This is a genomic window from Parathalassolituus penaei, assembly GCF_026626885.1.
Classification (GTDB): Bacteria; Pseudomonadota; Gammaproteobacteria; order Pseudomonadales; family Oceanobacteraceae; genus Oceanobacter; species Oceanobacter penaei.
The window spans coordinates 22,087-45,729 of the sequence record NZ_JAPNOA010000006.1; the positions used below are offsets into that span (position 1 = coordinate 22,087).

24 protein-coding genes are annotated in these 23,643 nt (G+C 56.1%); 12 read left to right on the plus strand and 12 right to left on the minus strand.

The window, feature by feature from the left end; translation table 11 throughout:
* Positions 1-325: 325 nt before the first annotated feature.
* Together OUO13_RS01155 and OUO13_RS01160 are read right to left on the minus strand one after the other, a co-directional pair.
* Entirely contained in the window at positions 326-1,837 is a 1,512-nt protein-coding gene (locus OUO13_RS01155) for a fumarate hydratase (RefSeq protein ID WP_283172015.1), read from the minus strand.
* Positions 1,838-2,238: 401 nt separating this feature from the next.
* The gene (locus OUO13_RS01160; protein ID WP_283172016.1) at positions 2,239-3,033 is read right to left on the minus strand and encodes a hypothetical protein; all 795 of its coding nucleotides are present in this window, start codon (positions 3,031-3,033) and stop codon (positions 2,239-2,241) included.
* A 282-nt stretch (positions 3,034-3,315) separates the two neighbouring features.
* Here OUO13_RS01160 and sodB point away from each other — a divergent pair, with 282 nt between their 5' ends.
* Together sodB and OUO13_RS01170 are read left to right on the plus strand one after the other, a co-directional pair.
* Entirely contained in the window at positions 3,316-3,900 is a 585-nt protein-coding gene (gene sodB / locus OUO13_RS01165; protein WP_283172017.1) for a superoxide dismutase [Fe], read from the plus strand.
* Positions 3,901-4,099: 199 nt separating this feature from the next.
* Positions 4,100-4,696 (plus strand): Maf family protein, encoded by a 597-nt coding sequence (locus OUO13_RS01170; protein WP_283172018.1) that lies wholly within the window; start codon positions 4,100-4,102, stop codon positions 4,694-4,696.
* A 23-nt stretch (positions 4,697-4,719) separates the two neighbouring features.
* On the opposite strand, the gene OUO13_RS01175 is transcribed toward OUO13_RS01170, so the two are convergent.
* The 7 genes from OUO13_RS01175 to OUO13_RS01205 form a co-directional block, all read right to left on the minus strand.
* The gene (locus tag OUO13_RS01175) at positions 4,720-5,091 is read right to left on the minus strand and encodes a lysozyme inhibitor LprI family protein (RefSeq protein WP_283172019.1); all 372 of its coding nucleotides are present in this window, start codon (positions 5,089-5,091) and stop codon (positions 4,720-4,722) included.
* A 38-nt stretch (positions 5,092-5,129) separates the two neighbouring features.
* Entirely contained in the window at positions 5,130-5,579 is a 450-nt protein-coding gene (locus OUO13_RS01180; protein ID WP_283172020.1) for a hypothetical protein, read from the minus strand.
* Between the two features lie 58 nt (positions 5,580-5,637).
* Positions 5,638-5,916, minus strand: a complete 279-nt coding sequence (locus OUO13_RS01185) for a hypothetical protein (protein ID WP_283172021.1) — start codon at positions 5,914-5,916, stop codon at positions 5,638-5,640.
* A 275-nt stretch (positions 5,917-6,191) separates the two neighbouring features.
* A complete protein-coding gene (gene gspD / locus OUO13_RS01190; RefSeq protein WP_428982306.1) occupies positions 6,192-8,081 on the minus strand; it encodes a type II secretion system secretin GspD in 1,890 nt (629 codons plus the stop codon).
* A gap of 10 nt (positions 8,082-8,091) precedes the next feature.
* Complete coding sequence (locus tag OUO13_RS01195) at positions 8,092-8,991, minus strand: type II secretion system protein N (RefSeq protein ID WP_283172023.1); 900 nt, start codon at positions 8,989-8,991, stop codon at positions 8,092-8,094.
* A 28-nt stretch (positions 8,992-9,019) separates the two neighbouring features.
* Positions 9,020-9,769, minus strand: coding sequence for a type II secretion system protein N (gene gspN / locus OUO13_RS01200; RefSeq protein ID WP_283172024.1), 750 nt, complete (start codon positions 9,767-9,769; stop codon positions 9,020-9,022).
* A gap of 183 nt (positions 9,770-9,952) precedes the next feature.
* Positions 9,953-10,294 (minus strand): GIY-YIG nuclease family protein, encoded by a 342-nt coding sequence (locus tag OUO13_RS01205; RefSeq protein WP_283172025.1) that lies wholly within the window; start codon positions 10,292-10,294, stop codon positions 9,953-9,955.
* A 50-nt stretch (positions 10,295-10,344) separates the two neighbouring features.
* On the opposite strand from OUO13_RS01205, the gene trhA reads away from it, so the two are divergent.
* Together trhA and arfB are read left to right on the plus strand one after the other, a co-directional pair.
* Positions 10,345-11,013 carry a PAQR family membrane homeostasis protein TrhA gene (gene trhA, locus OUO13_RS01210; protein WP_283172026.1) on the plus strand — a complete coding sequence of 223 codons (669 nt, stop codon included), beginning with the start codon at positions 10,345-10,347 and terminating at the stop codon, positions 11,011-11,013.
* A complete protein-coding gene (gene arfB / locus OUO13_RS01215) occupies positions 11,010-11,429 on the plus strand; it encodes an alternative ribosome rescue aminoacyl-tRNA hydrolase ArfB (RefSeq protein WP_283172027.1) in 420 nt (139 codons plus the stop codon). Before trhA ends, arfB begins: the two co-directional genes overlap by 4 nt.
* 30 nt (positions 11,430-11,459) lie before the next feature.
* Here the strand turns inward: arfB and djlA are convergent, their stop codons facing one another.
* The 3 genes from djlA to OUO13_RS01230 are packed head-to-tail and all read right to left on the minus strand — an operon-like array spanning position 11,460 to position 13,953.
* Positions 11,460-12,254, minus strand: coding sequence for a co-chaperone DjlA (gene djlA, locus OUO13_RS01220; protein ID WP_283172028.1), 795 nt, complete (start codon positions 12,252-12,254; stop codon positions 11,460-11,462).
* A gap of 2 nt (positions 12,255-12,256) precedes the next feature.
* Positions 12,257-12,931, minus strand: a complete 675-nt coding sequence (gene murU / locus OUO13_RS01225; RefSeq protein ID WP_283172029.1) for an N-acetylmuramate alpha-1-phosphate uridylyltransferase MurU — start codon at positions 12,929-12,931, stop codon at positions 12,257-12,259.
* Positions 12,928-13,953 carry an aminoglycoside phosphotransferase family protein gene (locus OUO13_RS01230; protein WP_283172030.1) on the minus strand — a complete coding sequence of 342 codons (1,026 nt, stop codon included), beginning with the start codon at positions 13,951-13,953 and terminating at the stop codon, positions 12,928-12,930. Before OUO13_RS01230 ends, murU begins: the two co-directional genes overlap by 4 nt.
* Positions 13,954-14,060: 107 nt before the next feature.
* Here OUO13_RS01230 and OUO13_RS01235 point away from each other — a divergent pair, with 107 nt between their 5' ends.
* The 8 genes from OUO13_RS01235 (at position 14,061) to OUO13_RS01270 (ending at position 23,556) form a co-directional block, all read left to right on the plus strand.
* Entirely contained in the window at positions 14,061-16,538 is a 2,478-nt protein-coding gene (locus OUO13_RS01235; RefSeq protein ID WP_283172031.1) for an LPS-assembly protein LptD, read from the plus strand.
* On the plus strand, positions 16,528-17,817 hold the full coding sequence (locus OUO13_RS01240; protein WP_283172032.1) for a peptidylprolyl isomerase: 1,290 nt from the start codon (positions 16,528-16,530) through the stop codon (positions 17,815-17,817). Before OUO13_RS01235 ends, OUO13_RS01240 begins: the two co-directional genes overlap by 11 nt.
* Positions 17,814-18,827: a 4-hydroxythreonine-4-phosphate dehydrogenase PdxA gene (pdxA, locus tag OUO13_RS01245; protein ID WP_283172033.1), complete on the plus strand. Its 1,014-nt coding sequence runs from the start codon at positions 17,814-17,816 to the stop codon at positions 18,825-18,827. The genes OUO13_RS01240 and pdxA overlap by 4 nt, the downstream gene beginning before the upstream one ends.
* Complete coding sequence (rsmA, locus tag OUO13_RS01250) at positions 18,824-19,675, plus strand: 16S rRNA (adenine(1518)-N(6)/adenine(1519)-N(6))-dimethyltransferase RsmA (protein WP_283172034.1); 852 nt, start codon at positions 18,824-18,826, stop codon at positions 19,673-19,675. The genes pdxA and rsmA overlap by 4 nt, the downstream gene beginning before the upstream one ends.
* Positions 19,662-20,039: a Co2+/Mg2+ efflux protein ApaG gene (gene apaG / locus OUO13_RS01255; protein WP_283172035.1), complete on the plus strand. Its 378-nt coding sequence runs from the start codon at positions 19,662-19,664 to the stop codon at positions 20,037-20,039. The genes rsmA and apaG overlap by 14 nt, the downstream gene beginning before the upstream one ends.
* Positions 20,040-20,048: 9 nt before the next feature.
* The gene (locus OUO13_RS01260) at positions 20,049-20,864 is read left to right on the plus strand and encodes a symmetrical bis(5'-nucleosyl)-tetraphosphatase (protein WP_283172036.1); all 816 of its coding nucleotides are present in this window, start codon (positions 20,049-20,051) and stop codon (positions 20,862-20,864) included.
* A gap of 35 nt (positions 20,865-20,899) precedes the next feature.
* The gene (gene glpE / locus OUO13_RS01265; RefSeq protein ID WP_283172037.1) at positions 20,900-21,226 is read left to right on the plus strand and encodes a thiosulfate sulfurtransferase GlpE; all 327 of its coding nucleotides are present in this window, start codon (positions 20,900-20,902) and stop codon (positions 21,224-21,226) included.
* A 407-nt stretch (positions 21,227-21,633) separates the two neighbouring features.
* Complete coding sequence (locus OUO13_RS01270) at positions 21,634-23,556, plus strand: PrkA family serine protein kinase (protein WP_283172038.1); 1,923 nt, start codon at positions 21,634-21,636, stop codon at positions 23,554-23,556.
* Positions 23,557-23,643 lie beyond the last annotated feature (87 nt).

The following is a 23,643-nucleotide window of genomic DNA, read 5'->3' on the forward strand; positions in this document are numbered from 1 at the left end:
GTTTTTTTATGCAGCTGGCGGTAACACCGCTAGGGACCCTCTGAATAACTCGGTGCCCGCTCTGGCTTATCGGGATGGTGATGAATCACGAAGCCGGTTTGATGGCATAGCAGGCTACGTCAAAAACCGGCGACACCGAGTCATCACCATCCCGAAAGCCCCGAAGGGCGCGGGCTGCAGCACGTTTGAGCGGTGTTGACGAACTTGAAAAGGACCCGGCCAGGTTGGTTCGTCATTTCGCTGCGTTCGTCGCCTTGCTCACACGCACTGCAGCACTCGCGCAGAGCTGTGCAGAGTTATTCAGAGTGTCCCTGGCACACCGGTATTACTGAACTTCTTTGGCAGCAATACGGGCAGACCACTCGATAGGACCAGTGATGTGTACAGACTCACCCTTGGTATCTACCGCTACAGTCACCGGCATATCCACAACGTCGAATTCGTAGATAGCTTCCATACCCAGATCCGCAAATGCCAGAACCTTGGCATCCTTGATCGCCTGGGATACCAGGTAAGCAGCACCACCAACGGCCATCAGGTATACCGCTTCGTTGTCCTTGATGGCTTCAATCGCCATTGGACCACGCTCGGATTTACCGATCATACCCAGCAGACCGGTCTTCTCGATCACGGTGCGGGTAAACTTGTCCATACGGGTTGCAGTAGTCGGGCCTGCTGGGCCAACCACTTCGTCACGTACTGGATCAACCGGGCCTACGTAGTAAATGAAGCGACCTTTCAGATCAACTGGCAGTTCTTCGCCCTTGTTGATCATGTCGACCATACGCTTGTGAGCCGCGTCGCGGCCAGTCAGCATCTTGCCAGACAGCAGTACGGTTTCGCCGGTCTTCCACTCTTTTACTTCTTCCGGAGTAACGGTGTTCAGGTTCACGCGACGAACGCTGTCACCCACTTCCCAGCTGATTTCTGGCCAGTCTTCCAGTTTCGGAACTTCCAGTTTGGCAGCGCCAGAACCATCCAGAACAAAGTGAGTGTGACGGGTAGCGGCACAGTTAGGGATGATGGCAACCGGCTTGTTGGCAGCGTGAGTTGGATAATCCATCACTTTCACGTCCAGCACGGTGGTCAGACCACCCAGACCCTGAGCACCAATACCCAGCTTGTTGATCTTGTCGAACAGTTCCAGACGCAGTTCTTCAGCACGGTTCTGGGCGCCACGAGCTTGCAGTTCGTGGATGTCGATCGGTTCCAGCAGGGATTCCTTGGCCAGCAGCATGGCTTTTTCGGCAGTACCGCCGATACCAATACCCAGCATACCTGGTGGGCACCAGCCCGCGCCCATCTTAGGCACCTGTTCCAGAACCCAGTCAACGATGCTGTCAGAAGGGTTCAGCATGGCAAACTTGGACTTGGCTTCAGAGCCGCCGCCTTTGGCCGCCACATGCACGTCAACGGTGTTCCCCGGAACCAGTTTCATGTGGATGATGGCAGGAGTGTTGTCCTTGGTGTTGGCACGCTTGCCGTCTGGATCAGCCAGAACAGACGCACGCAGAACGTTGTCTGGGTGCAGGTAAGCACGACGAACGCCTTCGTTACACATGTCTTCAACGGACATGTCACCTTCAAACTTCACGTCCATACCAATGGTCAGGAACACGGTCACAATACCGGTGTCCTGGCAGATTGGACGGTGGCCCATGGCACACATGCGGGAGTTGATCAGGATCTGCGCCATGGCGTCTTTGGCCGCCTTGGACTCTTCACGCTCGTACGCTTCGTTTACCGCATCGATAAAGTCTTTCGGGTGGTAGTACGAAATGTACTGCAGTGCATCGGCGACGCTCTGGATCAGGTCTTCTTGCTTGATCACTGTCATGTAGGATCTCTCTCTGTTAGCTCTGTGCTCTTTTGAGCCTGGTGTCTGTCGGGCAGACACTCCCGGTGACAACCGCAACGCGAGGGGGCTTGCTGCTGCCGGATAGAGGTGTGCCAGACAGACGTCTGGCACGAACGGGCCCGGATTGTACAGCAACCCGCGACGCTCTAAAACGCAAACCGGCATAGGCTTTGGTGCAAGCAGCCATTGAGCGGCTGGGGGCGATGTGCAAGGACAGCACGTCAATGATCCGGGATAGAACCGGATGCCTGGACTGGTTCCGGGCCATCGGAATAAACGGATGAATTGCCTCTGGCAGAACGATCCTGAGATTCTCGCGGATCAACCGAAGCTAAGATCACAGATGCCCGGTTCGTACCGGGCATCTGCAACTGGGTGGCTTAGCGGCTACCCGGAGAGTGCAAGGCGGTAATGCGGGCCTGAGTCTGGGTGATCAGGTTGCGCAATGTCGACAATTCCCGAGTGAGGGACGCGTCGGTTTCACGCAGGGCGGTATCGGCGTCGCGCAGGGCTTTCAGTTTGGCATCGTTGCCCTGAATCGCTTCGGTGTTCTGGGCCATACGAATTTCCATCTCGGCTGGAATTCTCTGTACCGCGCCTTCCAGATTCATCAGTCTGTCTTGCTGGCTGGCGAGGTCCTGATTGGTTTTATCAATCAGTGTCGACTGATCTGCCGTGACCTTGTCGAGTTTGCCCAATCGGCTATCCAGACCGGCGATGTCCTTGTCGTTGGCGGCAATCATGTCCTTGTTACGGGCGGCACTGGTGGCGACTTTGTCGAGGGCTGCGTCCTGATCTTTCAGCATGGTTTTCAGGGCATCCAACGACAGGGTGGCGTTTTCGCCGGTGACCGACAGGCGCTCGTTCAGCACTTGCAGGTTCTGGGACTGTTGTTCGATAACTTTCTGGGCATCGGCCAGCTGGGCGCTGGTGTCTTGCAGGCGGGTGAACAGGAATCCGGCAAAACCACAGGCCCCCACCGCCAGAATCATGGCCAGCATGGCAACACCGGAACCACCGCTGGAGCCAGTATCACGGCTGGCGGTACGAGAAGCCGGTTCAGAACGGGAGGAGGATGCGCCACCACGGGTTTTCTTCAACTGACGCTGACGCAGTTCAATGTCGTCGTCCATCGGCATGATGTCGGGCACTACAGGCTCTTTGATATTGTCCATGACCGCTTCCGGTAAATTGTAAATCGGTGAAACACAGGCATTGCCTGATCGTCAAAAATTACTACCAGTATACAGAGAAAAAGTGTCAGAAAACGGGTTTCAGGTGGCAGCAGAGACCGGAAATACAATAGAGGCTGGCTATTGACCACAGATAGCCGATGCCTTCCAACGAGTGTTATCATGCTTGCGATTGAGGGGCACCGACACTTGAATTTCTGTGCACCGCCCCCATCTCATGCAACGCATGCAACCCGACTTAGCCAGAATAATGGAGATCACTTCATGGCCTTTGAACTTCCAGCACTGCCGTACGCAAAAGACGCCCTGGTTCCACACATGTCTGTAGAGACTCTGGAATTCCACCACGGCAAACACCACAAGACTTACGTTGACAAGCTGAACGGTCTGATTCCAGGCACCGAATTCGAAGGCAAGACTCTGGAAGAGATCATCAAGACCTCTTCTGGTGGTGTGTTCAACAACGCAGCCCAGATCTGGAACCACACCTTCTTCTGGAACAGCCTGTCTCCAAACGGCGGCGGCGAGCCAACTGGCGCTATCGCTGATGCCATCAACGCTGCTTTCGGTTCTTTCGCCGAATTCCAGGCCAAGTTCAACGACAAGGCTGTTAACAACTTCGGTTCTTCCTGGACCTGGCTGGTGAAGAAAGCTGACGGTTCCCTGGACATCGTTAACACTTCCAACGCTGCTACCCCAATCACCGAAGAAGGCGTCACTCCGATCCTGACCGTTGACCTGTGGGAACACGCTTACTACATCGATTACCGCAACGTACGTCCTAACTACCTGGGTGGCTTCTGGGCCCTGGTTAACTGGGAATTCGCAAACGCCAACCTGGCTGCGTAATTCGTACAACACTCATTCCTGAGTGTGCGACTGCCAGTGCTTGTGCTGGCAGGTCGAGAAAAAATCCGGTACCCGCAAGGGGCCGGATTTTTTTATGGCCGCCGTTCAGCCTGTCCGGCTTCAGCCAAAAACACAGCGGTGTGTTGAGGCAGCAATAACCTTTACACTGCCGCTTCTGCTTCCGGTTCGGGCTATCCGTATGAAACTCCTGCTTGCTTCCTCTTCCAAGTACCGTCGTTCATTGCTGCAACAGCTGGGTTTGCCGTTTGACTGGGCCAGCCCGGATATTGATGAAACGCCCCGTGCCGATGAATCTCCGGAGCAACTCACCTGCCGTCTGGCATTGGCCAAGGCTGAGGCGCTGGCGGCACAGTGGCCACACCACTGGATTATCGGCAGTGATCAGGTCTGTGTGGTGAATGGCCGAATTACCGGCAAACCCGGAACGGTGGAAAAAGCCGTGACGCAGTTACAGGCTTGCAGCGGCCAGCGTATTTCCTTCCTGACCGGGCTGGCGCTGATTCACCCGGCCAGCGGTTTTTCCAGGGTAATTACCGAGCCTTTTCATGTGCGCTTTCGCGAACTCAGTACGATCGAAATCCGCCATTATGTTGAACGCGAACAGCCGCTCGATTGTGCCGGCAGTTTCAAGGTCGAGGGGGCAGGAATTCAGCTGTTTGAAGGGCTGGAAGGGCGGGATTTCAACAGCCTGATCGGGTTGCCGATGATCGCCCTGTGTGAGCTGTTACGCGAGGCCGGTATCAATCCATTACTGGCAGGCAGTGGCGACTGTTAACCGCCGCCCTGCCCTTCTTTAAATCAGTCGCTTCCAATAAACGCCTGCAGGCTTTTGATGCGCTGTTCAGCGTGTGACTGCATACAGCCAATGTGCACCAGATTACGCATGGTGCCATCCTGATGCAGGATGTATTGGGCTTCACAATCCGCTTCGCGGAATTTGATCCAGGCGCGTTGGCCTTCCAGCAGTTTGGCGCGCACCTCAGGGTAATGGTCTTCATTACCTTCGAGGTGTTTCATCACATTGCGATACACCTCGTTTAAGCGGGCTTCCACCACTTGCTGCTCCTGGGCAGCACATTCATTCATATCCAGCGTGGTTGTGGCGTTGTTACAGTCCAGCGCCATACTGCTGCTGGAGGCCATCAATAACAGCCATAACAGTCGTTTCATTGCTGCTCAATTCCTTGTGCAAGGCCAGCCACGTTGCCTCAGCAAACCTTCTCGGCCCAGAACATCAGGGCGTCGTCGAGGGTACAACTGGTCATCTGCTCGCCCAGTTCGATATACAGGTAGTCGAGTGCATCCAGCACGGCCATCACTTCGGCTTCTGAATAGGACTCAAACCGCTCGCGTTCTTCGTTGGAGCCAAGTAATTGTAACAGGTGTTCGGCAAATAACTGGCCATCGTGGCTGTGCAAGCCCATCAGTGCCAGTTCCAACAAACGTGGTAAACAATAGGCCAACGCGTCGTCGCCCAGATGATCCAGACGCTGGGCACAGCCCCCGCCCAACTCGGCAAGGCCGATATCTGGTAACGCTAGTGAATCCAGTACGGAGCCCTGCCCGTTTTCCCTGAACGCCGGGTTGATAAAATGCGCGGGCCGTGGGCGCTGTGCAAATGCCTTGTAGAGGTTGCCCACCAGCAGATAAACGTCCATATCAAAAGCCTTTGTTCAGGAAATGTGAATGGCACAAGCCGCCAGGGGCCAGGCCGGTTTATTCAGTCGCGGCTGGTTGTTGCTGGTCGCGGTAGATTCGTAATGCCCGGCCACAGGCCACCAGCATTACCGGAATCGCCAATAACGAACACCAGAACAACGCAAACCGGAACAAGGGTAATAACTTCATACCGCCCAGCTCACACACCGCTTGCGACTGAAAATACCCCTGGCATTGCAGGGCTACCACACACCAGTCCAGTACCACGGTCAGCGCTGGAAAAAACAGCGCCAGTGCGAATGCACGAATGTATTGTCGCGTGTGATCTGCCAACATCTCAATCCTTTCCCTGTGTTCTGGAGTCATCCCTGAATGGTTATAACCGCTTGAACTTGTTCAAACGACAGACGGGATAATAGAGAAAAGTGTCAAGAAGTTCTGGTAAGCCACCACACACCGGAGTGGAGCCATGTCACAAGATAAGGCCTTGCAAATACGAATGGCACACCTTGTTGCCATTCCAACAATCAGAGCCCCCAGCAATCACTGGAAAGAAAACGGGCGACCTGTTGGGCGCCCGTTCTGGTCAAGCTGTTATCAATCGGTTGTTGTTAACGCACTGGCAGACCGTTGAACAGGTGGTTCAACTGGGAATCCACATTTTCTGCCCCCAATTTGTCGGATACGCTGAATTCCCAGATGCCATTGTAACGGTCATGAGTCAGATCACGTGACACTTCGGCGGTGTTCACAATGGTCGGACGCAGGAACAGCATCAGGTTGGTTTTGGTGTGTTCGGTACTGGTCGAGCGGAACAGCCAGCCCAGCAACGGGATATCACCCAGCAGTGGCACCTTGCTTTCGGTTTCAGTGACGTCATCACGAATCAGACCACCGAGTACGATGGTTTCCTTGTTTTCGGTCAGAATCACGGTCTTCAAAGCACGTTTGTTGGTGATCAGGTCAGCACTGCCATCCACGGTGGTGGTAGATACCGATTCCGCCGACGCTTCGACTTCCAGACGAATATCACTGCCATCGTGAATGTGCGGTTTTACCTTCAACGACACACCAACGTCTTTACGTTCGATGGTGTTGAACGGGTTGGAGTTGGTGCTGGAAGCGGTCGAACCGGTAATAAACGGTACGTTCTGACCAACGATAATTTCAGCTTCCTGGTTATCCAGGGTCATGATACTTGGTGTAGACAACAGGTTGGTGTTGGAAACACTCTCGATCGCCTGCAGGATGGCACCAAACTGTACTTCACCGTTCTTCTCTTTATAGGCACCCACGGTCAGACCCGAGCCCAGTGCTGATGCGTAATCGCCAGAAGCCACACTGGTGGCAATACTGCCGATAGAAGAACCAGCGTTGGAGAAGTTGGTGGCTGCAACCGGCGCATCAAGGTTACCGCTGAACCACTGCACCCCCATGGCGTCTTCCTTGCCAGCGGTCACTTCAACGATGGCGGATTCAATCAGTACCTGGGCACGACGGACGTCGAGAGATGCCACCAGCTCCTGGATTTCTTTCATCAGCGATGGTTCTGCACGCACTACCAGCGCGTTCAGCTCTTCGTCAGCATGAATACCAATCGTGCCTTTGACCTGCTGGGCGTCTTTATCCTTGGCGGATGAGTTGTCGTTCATCAGGTTCTTGATCATCTCGGCCAGCTTGGTGGCGTCGGCGTATTGCAAACGAATCACCTGGGCGCTGCCGCTGAAATAGGACGGCTGGTCGAGCTGTTCGATCAGATGACGGATACGTTCACGCGCGGTTTTTTCGCCTTTGATAATCAGACGGTTAGAGCGCTCGTCGGCGACCACACGAATGCTACCCGCGGTGTTGTTGGCGTTATCACCGTTACCCTGGGATACCTTGTTCGGATCAAGGCTCTGCAGCATGGTCACTACGTTACCCACCCAGGCCTCTTTCAGCTGCACCACTTCCAGCTCTTCACTGCCGGAACGGTCCAGGCGGTCGATGATCTGTTCCATACGGGCGATGTTGGCCGCATGGTCAGAGATGATCAGGGCGTTGGCGGATTTCACGCCAGCCAGATGACCATACTTGGCCACCAGTGGACGCAGGATTGGCACCAGATCAAGCGCAGGCGTGTTTTTGATCATGATGACCTTGGTCAGCATTTCCTGGCTGTCCGGGGCGATGCGGGTATCGAGGTTACGACCGGCCTGTTTGACGTCGTTCTCGTTGACAATGAGGGTAACACCACCAGCCGGAACCGCGGCAAAACCATGCACCTGCAATACCGACAGGAACAGCTCGTAAACCCCGTTGGAGTCCAGCGGCTCTTTCGACAGCACACTGACCTTGCCTTTTACACGCGGGTCAACCACAAAGCTTTTACCGGTAATGTCGGCAACCTGGCTGATAAAAGCACTGATGTCGGCTTCTTTCAGATTGATTTGCCAGTTTTCCTGAGCGTTGGCGATACCGCTCAGAGCCAGCAAAATCGCCAGCATCCAATGTCTGAACACACCCATTTCCTTAATTCAGCCTGTGGTTAACTACTATTCGGTTATCGCCGCGCATGACTTCAATGCGAACACTTTCGGCGGTTCGGATTTCTTCCAGCAGACTCTGGTCGCTGGCCGGATCACCCAGTGGCTGATCGTTGACCGTCAGCACTACGTCACCCGGTTTGAGCTGGAACTGGATTAACGGTGAACCGGGTTTGACTTCATACCCTTCACCGTCACCACGAGGAACCAGTCCCATCTTGTTAATGGCTACCATCGGATCATCGCCCAGTTCTGCTGAGGCAACGTCCACAAATTCACTGGCGCTGCGAATTTCACCAAAACGCTCCGCCAGATTACCACCACGTGGTGGTGCCGATTCGTTGCGGGTCGGCGTACGGACTGGGCGGTTAGGCGCGGCAACCACATTGCTGCCAGCACCTGGCACATCTTCAAACCGCAGGGTTTCGAGTTTGCCAGCGTTATCGAGAATCACACGATCCTTGAGCACCGATGCCAGACGGGTACGACCATCCACGGTGTCGCCAATCCGGAAGAAGTCTGCTTCCTTGCCGTTGGCGGAAATAATCGCGCTCGAACTCTTTTCCGGAGTCGCCACCGTTACCCCCAGCAGGGTCAGACGCAGACGTGTATCCGGCGCATCCACCGGGTTAACCGCCACCGGCGCAGCCGTTTCCGCACCGGCTACACCAAACAGGTGCAGGTCACCAGTACCCGCCAGCGCTTGTGGACGATCACCACCGGACGCACCACCGGTGGCCGGTTGGCTCAGAATCATGGGGGCTGGTGAGGCAATCTGCCAGACCAGTTGCGAACCTTGCCAGGCCAGCACCAGCGTCAGCGCCAGCTTGCCGAGCTTGAGTACCAGAGACTGCCAGGCAGCGGGTGCCACTGCGTTTATTTCCATCTTATGTCACTCCGAAGGGGCACCAAGGTTATAGAATCTTTTGCGACACTTCAAAAACGATACTGTCAGGCCCTTCTTTACCATTCCATGGCTGTCCGGTCAGATCGAGCAAACGTTTGTAAACCTTCACACCTGCCCAGCCGTCGGTCTTCAGGAACAGCTGGCTGACCGCTTCACGGTCGGTGTTGGTGACGGGCAGTTGCAGGTTGCCCTTGTCGTCCAATGCCATTTCGGCCACCAGCATAGGGACATCGGCCTGCACGGTATTACGGTTCACCGGGAAACTCGCCTTGCCTCCACTGTAGACCAGACGACCACTGACAGCCTGGATTTGCAGTGGTTTCAGACTGCTGATGCTGACATTCAGCTGGCTGGCTTCGAGGGTGCCGGAAATTTCGGTGCGGTTTTTACGCAACATGGGGGTTAACAGGGCGGAATCGAGAAACACATCGCCGTTGCTGAGATTCACAGTACCGGACGGGGAAACCTGCAACTGCAGGTTGGCATTCAGTTGTTCACTCTGAACGCGGATATCAGCAGCAGGATGCGCAGAGAAAAGAGAAAGTGGCTGTAATTTCCAGTCGAGATCAAGCACGCCGGTTTGCGGGTTGGCAATTTGCACACGGGCTTGCCAGACGGTGCCCACCACCGAGCGCACCTCAACCGGCAGTTTGCCGAGTTGCGGTTTTACGTAAGGCCATACCAGATGCAACGGTGCGGTCGCGATCAGAAACAGCAAAAACGCCAGAAAACCCAGCAAAGGCAAACCGCGAAACATCCTAAGCACTGAAACCATGAACAAACAGCCAATCCGTGTGAAAAACGCACGCCATTTTACGGGTGAGGCGCGCAAGTCTAAAGGAATTATGTGACAGACCTGTAACATTAGCGTTCCAGGCGGACAACACCAGCCCTGAAACCGGTATCTGACTCTTTTCGACACAGTCTTGTCAGAATCGCCCTATAAGCTGCGCCAATCCAGCGTTCCGGCAATCAGGGCATCCTTGGCCTTGCGATTCAGACGTTTGACGCGAATCTCCAGTCGCAAGGCACTGCTTTTGTCACCCACCTCGATCACATGACACAGGGTTAACGGGCCTTTGCCACGCAAGCTGCGGGCACAGCGGGCACCATCGGCCTGATGCTCACGGAACCGGCGCACCACATCGGTCGTCACACCACAATAATAGTAGCCAAGGCGATTGCGGATCAGATACAGGCTCCAGTTACCTGTCAGTCCGCTCCCCGGCTCTTGCGACGGGTTGGCCAACGGCCTCACACTATCGTTTTTATCCGTCATCATGGTGGGTACGTTGTCCTGTTATGTTTTGATTGTTTTGCCCGGAGCGAGTCATGCAAACCATTTTCCGTGAGCCTGTCAGCGGTTTCACTCACCTTGCCGGTGCAGTGCTGGCCATCGTTGCGCTCTGCATTCTCACGGTGCGGGCCGCGCTTTACGGCAATATCTGGCATATGGTGTCGTTCAGTGTGTTTGGTGTCACCATGCTGCTGATGTTCACCAGCAGTGCCGTTTACCACCTGAGCCATGGCTCCGAACGCCTGCTGATGCACCTGAAGCGCCTCGATCATATGGCCATTTTCCTGATGATTGCCGGTACGTATACTCCGGTTTGCCTGATTGGTCTGGATAGTCCGCTCGGCAACTGGCTGTGTGGCGCGGTGTGGGCACTGGCGATTGCCGGAGTTTTAATGAAAGCCTTGTGGATTTCAGCCCCCCGCTGGTTATCCACGCTGGTCTATGTACTGATGGGCTGGATGGTGGTAGCCGCGGGTCCACAATTGCTGGAAATCCCTGGCCAGACCCTGCACTGGTTGGTTGCTGGCGGTATCTTTTATACCCTTGGCGCGCTGATCTACGCGACTCGCTGGCCCGACCCTCTGCCCGGCCTGTTTGGTTACCATGAAATCTGGCACCTGTTTGTACTGGCAGGTGTGTTTTGCCATTTCTGGTCTATCGCCTTCGGGCTGGCCTCACCGGAATTAATGGAGTTACCGCTGTGAACCGGATTCACCTGTTACGCGATATTTATCTGAACACCGATGAACTGGAATTAACCGCGATGCGCGCCCAGGGCGCCGGTGGCCAGAACGTCAACAAGGTATCGAGCGCGATTCATTTGCGTTTTGACATCCAGCGTTCATCTCTGCCGGAGTTTGTGCGTAACCGCATGCTGGAGTCTTCCGACAGTCGGATCAGCAAGGACGGGGTTCTGATCATCAAGGCCCAGCAGTTCCGGACCCAGGAACAGAACCGTGAAGATGCGGTGGAACGGGTAGCCGCGTTGTTACGTGCGGCTTGTCAGGTGCAGGCACCACGAGTGGCGACGCGCCCGACACTGGCGTCGAAACGCCGTCGTCTGCAGCATAAAAACGCCCGCTCGGAAGTAAAATCCCTGCGCGGGCGTGTTGATTACTGACGGCTCAGAAAAGCGTTCGAACGCCTGCAATCAGGCGGTTCGTGCCTTGCGAATCACGGCGTAAGCGGTCTGGATTTCCTGGGTCTTTTCCTTGGCCAAACGAATCATTTCTTCCGGAATACCACTGGCGCTGAGTTTGTCCGGGTGGTTCTGGCTCATCAGACGGCGATAGGTTTTCTTCAGGGTTTCGTCATCCACACCGGAGTCGACGCCGAGGGTCTGGTAAGCCTGACGCAGTTGCTGATCCGCCGACACCCCGCCATTACGTGACTGATACATGGCGTCTTCGACACGTTTGCGCATCGTTACCAGCTGCGCCTGGGTGATCCCCAACTGGTTGCAGACATGCTCCATCAGGGCAAATTCCTTGGCTGACGCCGGGCCGTCGGCATACGCCACGGTCATTGCGACCTCCAGAAACACCTGCGCCATATGCGGATTCATGTAATGACGAATCCGCTGGAGTTCTTCATCCAGAGGGAATTGCGGGTCCTTGCCTTCCCGGAAGTAACGAATGGCCTGATCCCGCGCAGCGCCGGACAGGTTCATCCGATCCATCACAAAGTTGGCCGCCTGGATTTCGCGCTCGGTAACCCGGCCATCCACCTTGGCAAGCCGTCCCATAACGTGGAACATCCCAGCAATAAACAGCTGCCGTACATCGCCGCTATTGCGTTGACCCATGACCGCCAGCGAGGTGGAGAACATCCGCTCAAGATTCTGATCAATCAGGTGCCCGACAAACGCACCAAACATCGCACCAAATGGGCCTCCGGTCATAAAACCGAAAACACTGCCCATCGCCTTGCCCATCCACAACGCCATTCCTATCGCTCCTTCAGTAAAGTTTGCTCCAGTTCATGCAGTCGCGCCGGGGTACCAACATCGACCCAGCGTGCGGCCAGTCGTTCACCGCTGATTCGTCCCTGGGCCATGGCAGCCCGCAATACAGGAGCCAGGGCGAAACAGCCCGGCTCATGATCCGCCAGCAAGGCCGGATTCATCACACTCAGTCCGGAAAAGGTCAGACGCGGACCTTCTCCATCAGTCACCACCTGCTGGCCTTGCAGCACAAAATCGCCCTTCGGATTGTGGTCGGGATTATCCACCAGCCACAGATGCGCCAGAACCCCGCCAGACAGGACAGTCGGCGAGACAACACCCGGCCAGTCGGTCCAGACATCACCGTTGATCAGCAAGAATGGCTCAGATCCCAGCAACGGCAAGGCCTTGTGAATACCACCGCCGGTTTCCAGTGCTTCGGTTTCCGCCGACCAGTGAATGCTCAGGCCCCAACGCGAGCCATCCCCCAGACTGGCTTCGAGCATATGCCCGAGCCAGGCATGGTTGATGACCACCTCCCGAAAACCGGCCGCGACCAGGCGTTCGAGGTGGTATTCAATCAGCGGTTTGCCAGCCAGCGGCAGCAGTGGTTTCGGACAGGAGTCGGTTAACGGCGCCATACGCTGACCACGGCCTGCCGCCAGAATCATAGCCTTCATGGCTGCTCCGACAATTGCGCAAGCGCAGGCAGGAATCGTTTATCCAGCCATTGGCAGAATGGCGCAAATTCCTCGTAACGACCGGCCGCATCACGCAGATAACGCACAGTGTTGGGAATATCGGCCAGATAAGCGGCTTTGCCATCACGCAGGTTCAGACGCGCAAAGATACCGGCGACCTTGATCTGGCGTTGCAAGCCCATCCAGTCGGCGTCTTGTACCAGCTGTTCCCAACCGCCCAGATACACACCCTGCTGACGCGCTTTCTGCCAGTAATAGGCCATCAGCTCGTCCACAACCTCGGTCGGCCAGCGTACATAACTGTCACGCAGCAGCGACATCAGGTCGTAGGTCGGCGCACCGGCGACAGCGTCCTGGAAATCGATAATGCCCAGCTCGTTATCACTCAGTACCATCAGGTTGCGCGAGTGATAATCACGATGCACGGTCACCACGGGCTGAGCCAGAATATTGGCGATCAGGGTCTGGAAGACCGATTCCAGCAGTTCCAGCTCTGCATCAGTGAGTTCCATGGCCAGCTGCTTCTGACATAACCAGTCACGGAACAGAGCCATTTCATTATAAAGAAGGGTGGCGTCGTACGGCGGCAAAGCGTCCGGTTTGACGCTCTGCAAATGCAACAACTGGTCAATCGCGACCTGATAGAGGCCGCTGATTTCATCCAGACGGATACCTTCGCGATGCAAACGGCCCCACAGCAGCTGGTTACCGAAGTCTTCCAGCAGCATAAAACCACGCTCGGTATCCACAGCAATCACGCCGGGAACCCGCACACCGGCCTTGTGCCAGGCGGTCGCAATACGGATAAAACGACCACAGTCTTCATGGGCTGGCGGAGCGTCCACCAGAATCCAGCTGCGGTCTCGGAAAGTCATTCGGAAGTAACGACGGAAACTGGCATCACCGGACACCGTTTCGACATTGGCGCTGATCTCCGCATCGGCGAAGCGCTTGATCTCGGCACTCGCCCAGCGAGAGAGATCATCAAGGCGCTGATCCATGCTGGCCTCTCAGGGGTTGAAGGTCTAAAATTGCGCGCTTTACGCGTCGCTCGTATCATCAGCGCGCTAAGATAGCACACTTCACATTACAGGCATCCACGGTCTCCATGGCGGACGTATCCCACTTCGACGAACCTCCAGCACAGCCGCCAGCATCTACGCCGGCCCCATCTGCCATGGCGGTTTCTGTCCGTTATCTGCTGGTGCCACTGCTGCTGTCACCGGTACTTGGCGCCCATGGCGAAGACAATCCGGCGGCATCCCTGAACTGGTATACACGGTCACAACTCACGGCAGCCGAACAGGCCAAACTGCCGTCTTACTGCAGTGGTGACTACCGCCGCAGCAAGATTGAGGCCCTGGACGATCGCCGCCTGATTGCCGAAGCCGATGAATCCCGTATCGATAGCAACGGTGATGCACTGCTGAGCGGCAACGTCGTGATGCAACACGGCAGTTACCAGCTACACAGCTCTGCCGCACACTGGCGTAACGATTTGCGTCAGGCCTGGTTCGACGGTGAAGTCAGCCTGTATAGCGATGACGTCGTCGTCAACAGTGACTCGGCCAGCTTCCAGGAAACCGGCCCGGAACCGGGTGATGGCAGCCTGACCCTGAACTCCGCGGAATACTCTCTGCCCGACCGTCACATGCGTGGTTCCGCCGAAAGTATGACTACCTCGTCTGATGGCACCGTTAACCTCGAAGATGCCACCATGACCTACTGTGAGCCAGGTCGAAACGATTGGGAAATGGCCGCCAGCAATATTTATCTGGATCAGGAAAAAGGCGTCGGTAGTGCCTGGCATACCCGTCTGCGTTTTTATAATGTGCCGATTTTGTACATTCCCTATTATCGATTCCCGATTGATGACCAGCGCACCACCGGTTTCCTCGACCCGGTGTTTGGTATCAACAGTAACGGCAGCCTGAGCGAACTGAAGCTGCCGTTTTACCTGAACCTGGCCGCCAACGCTGATGCCACCCTGACGCCGCATTATCTGGATGATCACGGCTGGATCTGGGAAAACCAGTTCCGCCACAAATCCGCCACTTTTGGTGACGGCGAACTCAACTACAACTATCTGAACAAGGACTCCACCACCGAAGAAGAGCGCTGGCTGCTGAACATCACCCAACGCGGCACCTTTGGTGAACACTGGAGCCACCGCTGGGTATACAACAAGATCAGCGATGACGATTACCTCGCCGATCTCAACTCCAGCGTCAGCCTCGACCGCACCACGCACCTGCCACGGCGCGGTGTGGTTGCCTATGCCGATGACAACAAGACCCTCGACTTCACCGTTGAGAGTTTCCAGACCATTGATCCGGATATCGACCTGTCGAATCGTCCGTACCGTCGTCTACCCGACCTGCGTCTGGGTTATCAGCTGCGTGACAGCGAATGGCAAACCACCCACGTGGTTGAAGGCACCCGTTTTACCCGCGACCACGAAGCCATTATTGATGGCAGCGCCCAGACCCTGACCGGCTTTGATGCTCTGGATGGTGATCGCCTGGTAGCCGATAACGGCGTGTTTTATCGCCTGGAAAACTCATGGGGTTATCTGATGCCGGGCGCGGAATACCGCTACCGCCAGTACGACCTCTACAGTGATGAAGACCTGACCGACACCCGCAGTGGTGAAGTACACCTCGGCGCCGCCCGTTATTCCCTCGATAGTGGCATCACCCTGGAACGCACCACCGCTCTGGGCTCCCTGCCGTTGCGCCAGACACTGGAACCGCGCCTGTACTGGGTGCGTAGTCCGGCCCAGGGTGATCAGGAATACATCCCGACCTTTGATACTCGTCGAACCACCGTCAGTTACGACAGTCTGTTCCGCGGTGACCGTTTCACCGGTCAGGACCGTCTGGCCGACCTCAATCAGCTGAGCATGGGGGTAACCACCCGCCTGCTGACCGAGGAAGGTGATGAGTGGCTGAAGTTCAGCATGGGCCGCGTGACCTATTTCGACAGCCGCAAGGTGCAGCTGACCAGCGACGACTTGCCGGAAAACCTCGGAACCTCCAGTATCCTCAGCGAAACCGAGTGGCACCCTTGGCGCAGCTGGGCGCTCTACCAGATGACCGAGTGGGATTCCTACCAGAATTACGCCCGTCAGAACCGTTATGGCGTAACCTACCGCAATGAACACAACCAGATGCTGAATCTGGCCAGCAACCGTGTTCAGGAAGAAAACGCCGACTACGACGGTATTGATACCACCCTTTATCAGGCTGACGCCGGGGCCTTCTGGGCGCTCAACGACAGCTGGGCCCTGACCGGCCGGGTGCTCAAGGACCTCAAGAGTTACGATACCGACGAACGCCGCCCGGTCAGCCCGTGGCTGGAAACCCTCGCCGGTGTTGAATACCAGAATTGCTGCTGGCGTGTGCAGATGCTCTACCGCAACATGTCACCAACGGCCGACGATGATGCTGAATTCAGTACCTACCAACGCCACAGCCTGATGTTCAGTTTCCAGCTCAAGGGATTGGGAACATTCGGCAGCAGTACCGACTCCACTATTAGCCAAAGCATCAAGGGCTATACCAAGCGAAGCTACCATGACTATTAAATCGTTATTTCTTGCACTGACCATGGGCCTGATCAGCCTTGCCAGCCTTCCGACCCAGGCCGATCCGCAGCTGCTGGACCGGGTTGCGGCAGTGGTCGATGACGACGTGGTCATGCAATCCGAGCTGGATCAGCGTATCGACTACATCCGTCGCCAGAACCGCGGAGCCAACCTGCCTGACAACGCCACCCTGAGCCATCAGGTACTGGAACGTCTGGTGATTGAAAGCATCCAGAAACAGCAAGCCAACCGTGCCGGTATCCGCATCAGCGATGCCCAGCTCAACGAAGCGCTGGAGCGTATTGCCGCCCAGAACAAGATGACCCTGCCGCAATTCCGTGAAGCCATGGAAGCCGAAGGTGTGCCATTTGAAGTGGCCCGCGAGCAGATCCAGAACGAAATGCTGATGTCCCGCCTGCAGCGGGGCATGGTGGGTGAAAAGATCCAGATCACCGATCAGGACGTTGACCTGTTCCTGGCCTCGGAAATGGGCAAGATGACCGCTGCCGCCGAATACCATCTGGGCCACATTCTGGTATCCGTACCCGCTGAAGCCACTCCGGATGATTTCAACAAGGCTGAACAGCGTGTGCGTGACATCCTCCGTCGTCTGCGCGCCGGTGCCGACTTCCGCAGCACCGCGATTGCCGAGTCCGACGGCCGTAACGCGCTCGAAGGTGGTGATCTGGGCTGGCGTAAAGAAACCCAGCTGCCAGGTATTTTCGCCGACGTAGTGCCAAAGCTGGGTGTCGGCCAGATTTCTGAGCCAATCCGCAGCAGCAGCGGTTTCCACCTGGTGCAACTGCAGGAAAAACGTGGCGGCAACAGCCAGGTGATTACCCAGTACCATGTTCGCCACATTCTGGTGAGCCCGAACGAACTGCGTGACAAGTCCGAAACCGAAGCCCTGGCCAGCAGCCTCTACCAGCGCCTGCAAAAAGGTGGTGATTTCGCCGCACTGGCACGCGAATACAGCAACGACCCGGGCAGCGCTACCAACGGTGGTGACCTCGGTTGGGCCAACCCGGGCGATATGGTGCCGGAATTCGACAACACCATGCAGCAAGCCGCGATTGGTCAGGTCAGCGCACCGTTTGAAACCCGTTTCGGCTGGCACATCCTGCAAGTGCTGGAAACCCGCCAGAGCGACATCGGTGCCGACCTGCAACGTAACCAGATTCGTCAGCAGCTGTACCAGCGTCGCTTCGAAGAAGAACTGCCAATCTGGCTGCGCAAGATCCGCGCCGAAGCCTACGTTGATATCAAGAGTCCATCATGACCCTGCGCCTCGCGATTACCGCCGGTGAACCTGCCGGCATTGGCCCCGATCTTTGTGTCCAGTTGGCCCAGCAACCACAGTCAGCCCAGCTGATTGTGATTGCCGACCCGCAACTGCTGGAAGAACGCGCCCGTCAGCTGGATCTGCCGCTGACCATCCGCTTGTTTGATACCAGCGTTGCCCCACAGGCCGCTGACGCTGGTGAACTCTGGGTTGAGCCGGTCTATCTGGCGCATGCCGCGGAAGCTGGCAAACTCGACTCCGCCAACAGCGCTTACGTGCTGGAAACCCTGCGCGTCGCTGCTCAGGGCTGCCTTGATCAGCGCTGGGCCGGTATCGTGACCGCACCGGTACACAAGGGCATCATTAACGATGCCGGTGTTGCCTTCAGTGGCCATACTGAATATTTCCGCGATTACGCCGGTGTTGAAGAAGTGGTCATGATGCTGGCCACTCGCGAACTGCGCGTAGCCCTGGTAACCACTCACCTGCCTCTGCGTGACGTTGCCGATGCCATTACGCCGGATCGCCTGACCCGCGTAACCCGCATTCTGCATCACGATCTGCAGGAATTTTTCGGACTGGCGCAGCCTCGTATCCTGGTGGCGGGTTTGAACCCGCATGCTGGTGAAAACGGACACCTCGGTGACGAGGAAATCCGTATTATCGAGCCAACACTGGAGCTATTGCGTCAGGAGGGGATGAATCTGGTCGGGCCACTGCCTGCCGATACCCTCTATACTCCCAAACATCTGGCCAACGCCGATGCCACTCTGGCCATGTACCATGACCAGGGATTACCGGTACTCAAGTACCACGGCTTCGGACGTGCCGCCAACATTACTCTGGGTCTGCCATTTATCCGCACTTCTGTGGATCACGGCACCGCTCTGGATCTTGCCGGAACCGGCAAGGCCGATGGCGGCAGCCTGCAGACAGCGATAGAGGTAGCCATTGATATGGCCAGCCGTCGTCGCGGTCAGACCCCAACCGAACCGAGCCCGACATGAACAAACGCAATCCGACTCCCAATATGCATGGCCACAAGGCGCGTAAGCGCTTTGGCCAGAACTTCCTGCATGACCCGTACATCATCGGCAAGATCGTCAGCTCCATTCACCCGAAAGAGAGCGACTGTCTGGTCGAGATCGGCCCGGGTATGGGAGCCCTGACTGAACCTCTGCTGGAAGCCACCGGCAAGCTGCAGGTAGTAGAACTCGACCGCGACCTGATCCCGATCCTGCGCACCAAGTTCTTCAATTACCCGAACTTCCGCATCCACGAAGGTGATGCCATGAAGTTCGATTTCACTACCCTGCTGGAACCCGGTCAGAAACTGCGTATCGTCGGCAACCTGCCGTACAACATTTCGACTCCGCTGATTTTCCACCTGCTGAGTTACCACGCTCGCGTGGACGACATGCACTTTATGCTACAAAAAGAAGTCGTGGAACGTCTGGCCGCCGCACCGGGCAGCTCCGATTACGGTCGCCTGGGTATCATGGCGCAGTACTACTGCCGCGTAGAGCCGCTGTTTATTGTGGGTCCTGGCTCATTTAATCCACCACCAAAAGTGGATTCCGCCATTGTTCGTCTGCGCCCTTACGAACAGTTACCCATCGAAGCGAAAAGTGTCGCTACACTGCAACAGGTGGTTCGCGAAGCATTCAGCATGCGTCGCAAGACCATTCGTAACACAATGCGCAACCTGATCAGTGCCGAGCAGCTGGAAGCTCTGGGTATCGATACATCGCTGCGCCCGGAAGTACTGACCCTTGAGCAGTATGTACGCATTGCCGACGCCGTGTTTGCAGAACGCCAGGTAGAACCAGAGGAGTCTATGGATGGAACCGAGTGAAGCAATCAGCATCGAGGCATTCCCGGAATACCTCGATGAGCAGTCCGATCCCGAAGACGAGCGTTACGTCTTCAGTTATCACATTATCATCAGCAACCGTGGAGATCAGGCGGCAACCTTGCGTTCCCGCCACTGGTACATCACCAATGGCAACGGTGACATTCAGGAAGTCAAAGGTGAAGGTGTAGTGGGTGAACAACCCTGCATCGCCGCCAATGATTACTTCGAATATTCATCCGGTGCCGTGCTGAGCACGCCGGTCGGCTCCATGCGTGGTTATTACGTGATGGAAGCCGAAAATGGCCGCCTGTTCCACGCCAGCATTCCGGTTTTCACACTGGCTGCCACTCACGCACTGAATTAGAATAGCTAGATGGCTATATACGCAATTGGTGATATTCAGGGGTGCTTTGAACCCCTGCAACGCCTGCTCAACCTCATCCGCTTTGATCCCTCCCACGACCAGCTGTGGCTCGCCGGTGATCTGGTCAACCGTGGCCCGCAATCGCTGGAGGTGCTGCGCTGGGCCTGCGACCTCGGTAACCGCGTGACAACGGTGCTCGGTAATCATGACCTGCATCTGCTGGCCCGTTATTACGGCAGTGACCGCCGCAGTCGTGGCGACACCCTCGACGAGGTACTGGCCGCTCCCGACTGTGCCGAGCTGATGTGGTGGTTACGCCAGCAACCACTGGTACATCACGACGAAGCCAGCGGCTGGTGTATGGTACATGCCGGTTTGCCACCACGCTGGGGCCCACGCAAAGCCCGCCGTCTGGCTGGCGAAGTGGAAGCCATCCTGCGCTCAGACCAGGTTGAAGTGTTTCTGGCCGGCATGTATGGCAATAAACCGGACATCTGGCAGAAAGAACTGCAGGGGATTGATCGTTGGCGAGTAATCGTCAATTATTTGACTCGAATGCGCTTCATTGATGTTAATGGTCGCCTCGATCTCGAAAGCAAGGAAGGCCTTGATACGGCTCCCCCCGGCTTTATGCCCTGGTTTGAAGCACCTGACCGCAAGGCTGAAAGCACGCGCCTGATTTTCGGGCACTGGGCAGCATTAAATGGTGAAGTTAACCTCCCCAATCTGTTCGCACTGGACACAGGTTGCGTCTGGGGCGGCCAGCTCACTGCTCTGCGTCTTGACGACCAGCAACGATTTTCCGTCGCCGCCAGCCCCGACTGAGCGGCCTTTACCATCCCACAGACAGGGAGAACAGAATGGCTCAATTCCAGCAAATCAGCCCGGCAGATGCCCGTAGCCTGATTACCAGCCGCGATGACATCCAGATTGCTGATATTCGCGATGCCATGAGCTACCAGGCGGGCCATATCACTGCCGCTCATCGGGTCGATAACGAAAACCTCAACCAGTTCATCGCCAGCACTGATAAGCAGAAACCATTAATTGTGTGCTGCTACCACGGCAACTCCAGCCAGGGTGCTGCCCAGTATTTTGCATCCCAGGGCTACGACGAGGTGTACAGCCTCAAAGGTGGTTACGAGATGTGGAAAACTGCGTTCCCGGAACTCTGCCAGCGTGGCTGATCAGCCCCGCCAGGCCCGCTGCTGAGCGCCCCCTCTCGTCCCGCCATTGCCAGCAATGGCGGGCTTTTGCACGGTCATCCTGACTGTGGAATCTCCCTCTTTTCTGCCCCCTCCCGGTCTTCGTCCAGTTCGATAACAGACCATTCGTAAACCAGAAAATAACGGTTGTCATAAACCGGACATTCGGCGCATCCTGAAAGTGAAGGATGTGAAACTGGCCGCGCGCATCCAGCCAGGCCAGCTGCAATGCGGGTAACAAGTACGGCACGCTCAATGCATAGATAACTGCAGGCGCCAGAAATCCGTTTCTGCCACAGCCCACTACACTGAACCAGACACAGGGGAATGCCATCGTTCAGAGTCGTCAGCTACACCGATAATTCGTCTACCAGCCGGAGAGGTAACCTATGAGTGTATTCAGCCGTTACAAAGACAGATATCAGTCAACCCAGCAGGAAGTAATGAGCCTCCAGGAATATCTGGAGCTGTGCAAATCTGACCCAAGCGTTTATGCCACCGCAGCCGAGCGTATGCTCATGGCCATTGGCGAACCGCAACTGGTCGACACCTCCCGGGATATGCGCCTCAGCCGCATGTTTTCCAACAAGGTGATCAAACGCTACCCGGCCTTCAACGAGTTTTATGGTATGGAAGAAGCGGTGGAAAACATCGTCTCCTACTTCCGTCACGCCGCTCAGGGTCTGGAGGAACGCAAACAGGTTCTGTACCTGCTCGGCCCGGTAGGCGGCGGTAAATCCTCGCTGGCGGAACGCCTGAAACATCTGATCCAGAACGTACCTTTTTATGCCATCAAGGGCTCACCGGTATTCGAATCACCGTTAGGTCTGTTCGACCCGGAAGAAGACGCAGCGATTCTGGAAGAAGACTATGGCATCCCACGCCGTTACCTCGGCCGGGTGATGTCACCATGGGCAGTAAAACGCCTGCACGAATTCGGCGGCGACATCAGCAAGTTTGAGGTGGTGAAACTGTACCCATCCACCCTTGATCAGGTCGGTGTGGCGAAAACCGAACCGGGTGACGAAAACAACCAGGATATCTCGGCACTGGTGGGTAAAGTTGATATCCGCAAACTGGAAGACTACTCACAGGACGACCCGGATGCTTACGCCTACTCCGGTGCGCTGTGCCGCTCCAACCAGGGTCTGATGGAATTCGTAGAGATGTTCAAGGCGCCCATCAAGGTGCTGCACCCTCTGCTGACCGCCACCCAGGAAGGTAACTACAACGGCACCGAAGGTATGGGTGCCATTCCGTTCGAAGGTGTCATTCTGGCTCACTCCAACGAGTCGGAATGGCAAACCTTCAAGAACAACAAGAACAACGAGGCCTTCCTCGACCGTGTGTACATCGTGAAGGTGCCGTACTGCCTGCGCGTTGACGAGGAAGTGAAGATTTACCAGAAACTGCTGGAGCACAGCTCACTGGCAAGCTCGCCATGTGCCCCGGACACTCTCAAGATGCTGGCCAAGTTCACTGTGCTGTCACGTCTGAAAGAGCCGGAAAACTCCAGTGTTTACAGCAAGATGCGGGTATACAACGGCGAAAACCTGAAAGACACCGATCCCAAAGCCAAATCGATCCAGGAATACCGCGACACCGCGGGCGTGGACGAAGGCATGACCGGTATCTCGACCCGTTTCGCCTTCAAGATCCTGTCCAAGGTGTTCAACTTTGACGCCACCGAAGTGGCCGCCAACCCGGTACACCTGCTGTACGTACTGGAACAGGCGATTGAACAGGAACAGTACCCTGAAGAAGTACACAACCGTTACCTGACGTACCTGAAAGAATATCTGGCCGCTGATTATGTCAGCTTCATCGGCAAGGAAATCCAGACCGCTTACCTGGAATCCTACTCCGAATACGGCCAGAACATTTTCGACCGCTACGTCACCTATGCGGACTTCTGGATTCAGGATCAGGAATACCGCGACCCTGAAACCGGTGAAATGCTCGACCGGGTGGCCATCAACGAGGAACTGGAGAAGATCGAGAAATCCGCTGGCATCAGCAACCCGAAAGACTTCCGTAACGAGATTGTGAACTTCGTGCTGCGCGCACGTGCCAATAACAACGGCAACAATCCGTCCTGGCAGTCTTACGAGAAAATGCGCTCAGTAATCGAGAAGAAAATGTTCTCCAACACTGAAGATCTGCTGCCGGTTATTTCGTTCTCGGCCAAATCGTCAACGGATGACCAACGCAAGCACGACGACTTCGTCGCCCGTATGACCGACCGTGGTTACACCGAGAAACAGGTTCGCCTGTTGTCCGAGTGGTACCTGCGTGTCCGCAAGTCCCAATAACGTGCAAGGGGACGTGGGTTGACAGGGGTACGCCCCTGCCAGCCCGGCGGCACAGTCAACGGAGCCTGCCAGAGAGGCTCCGTACCG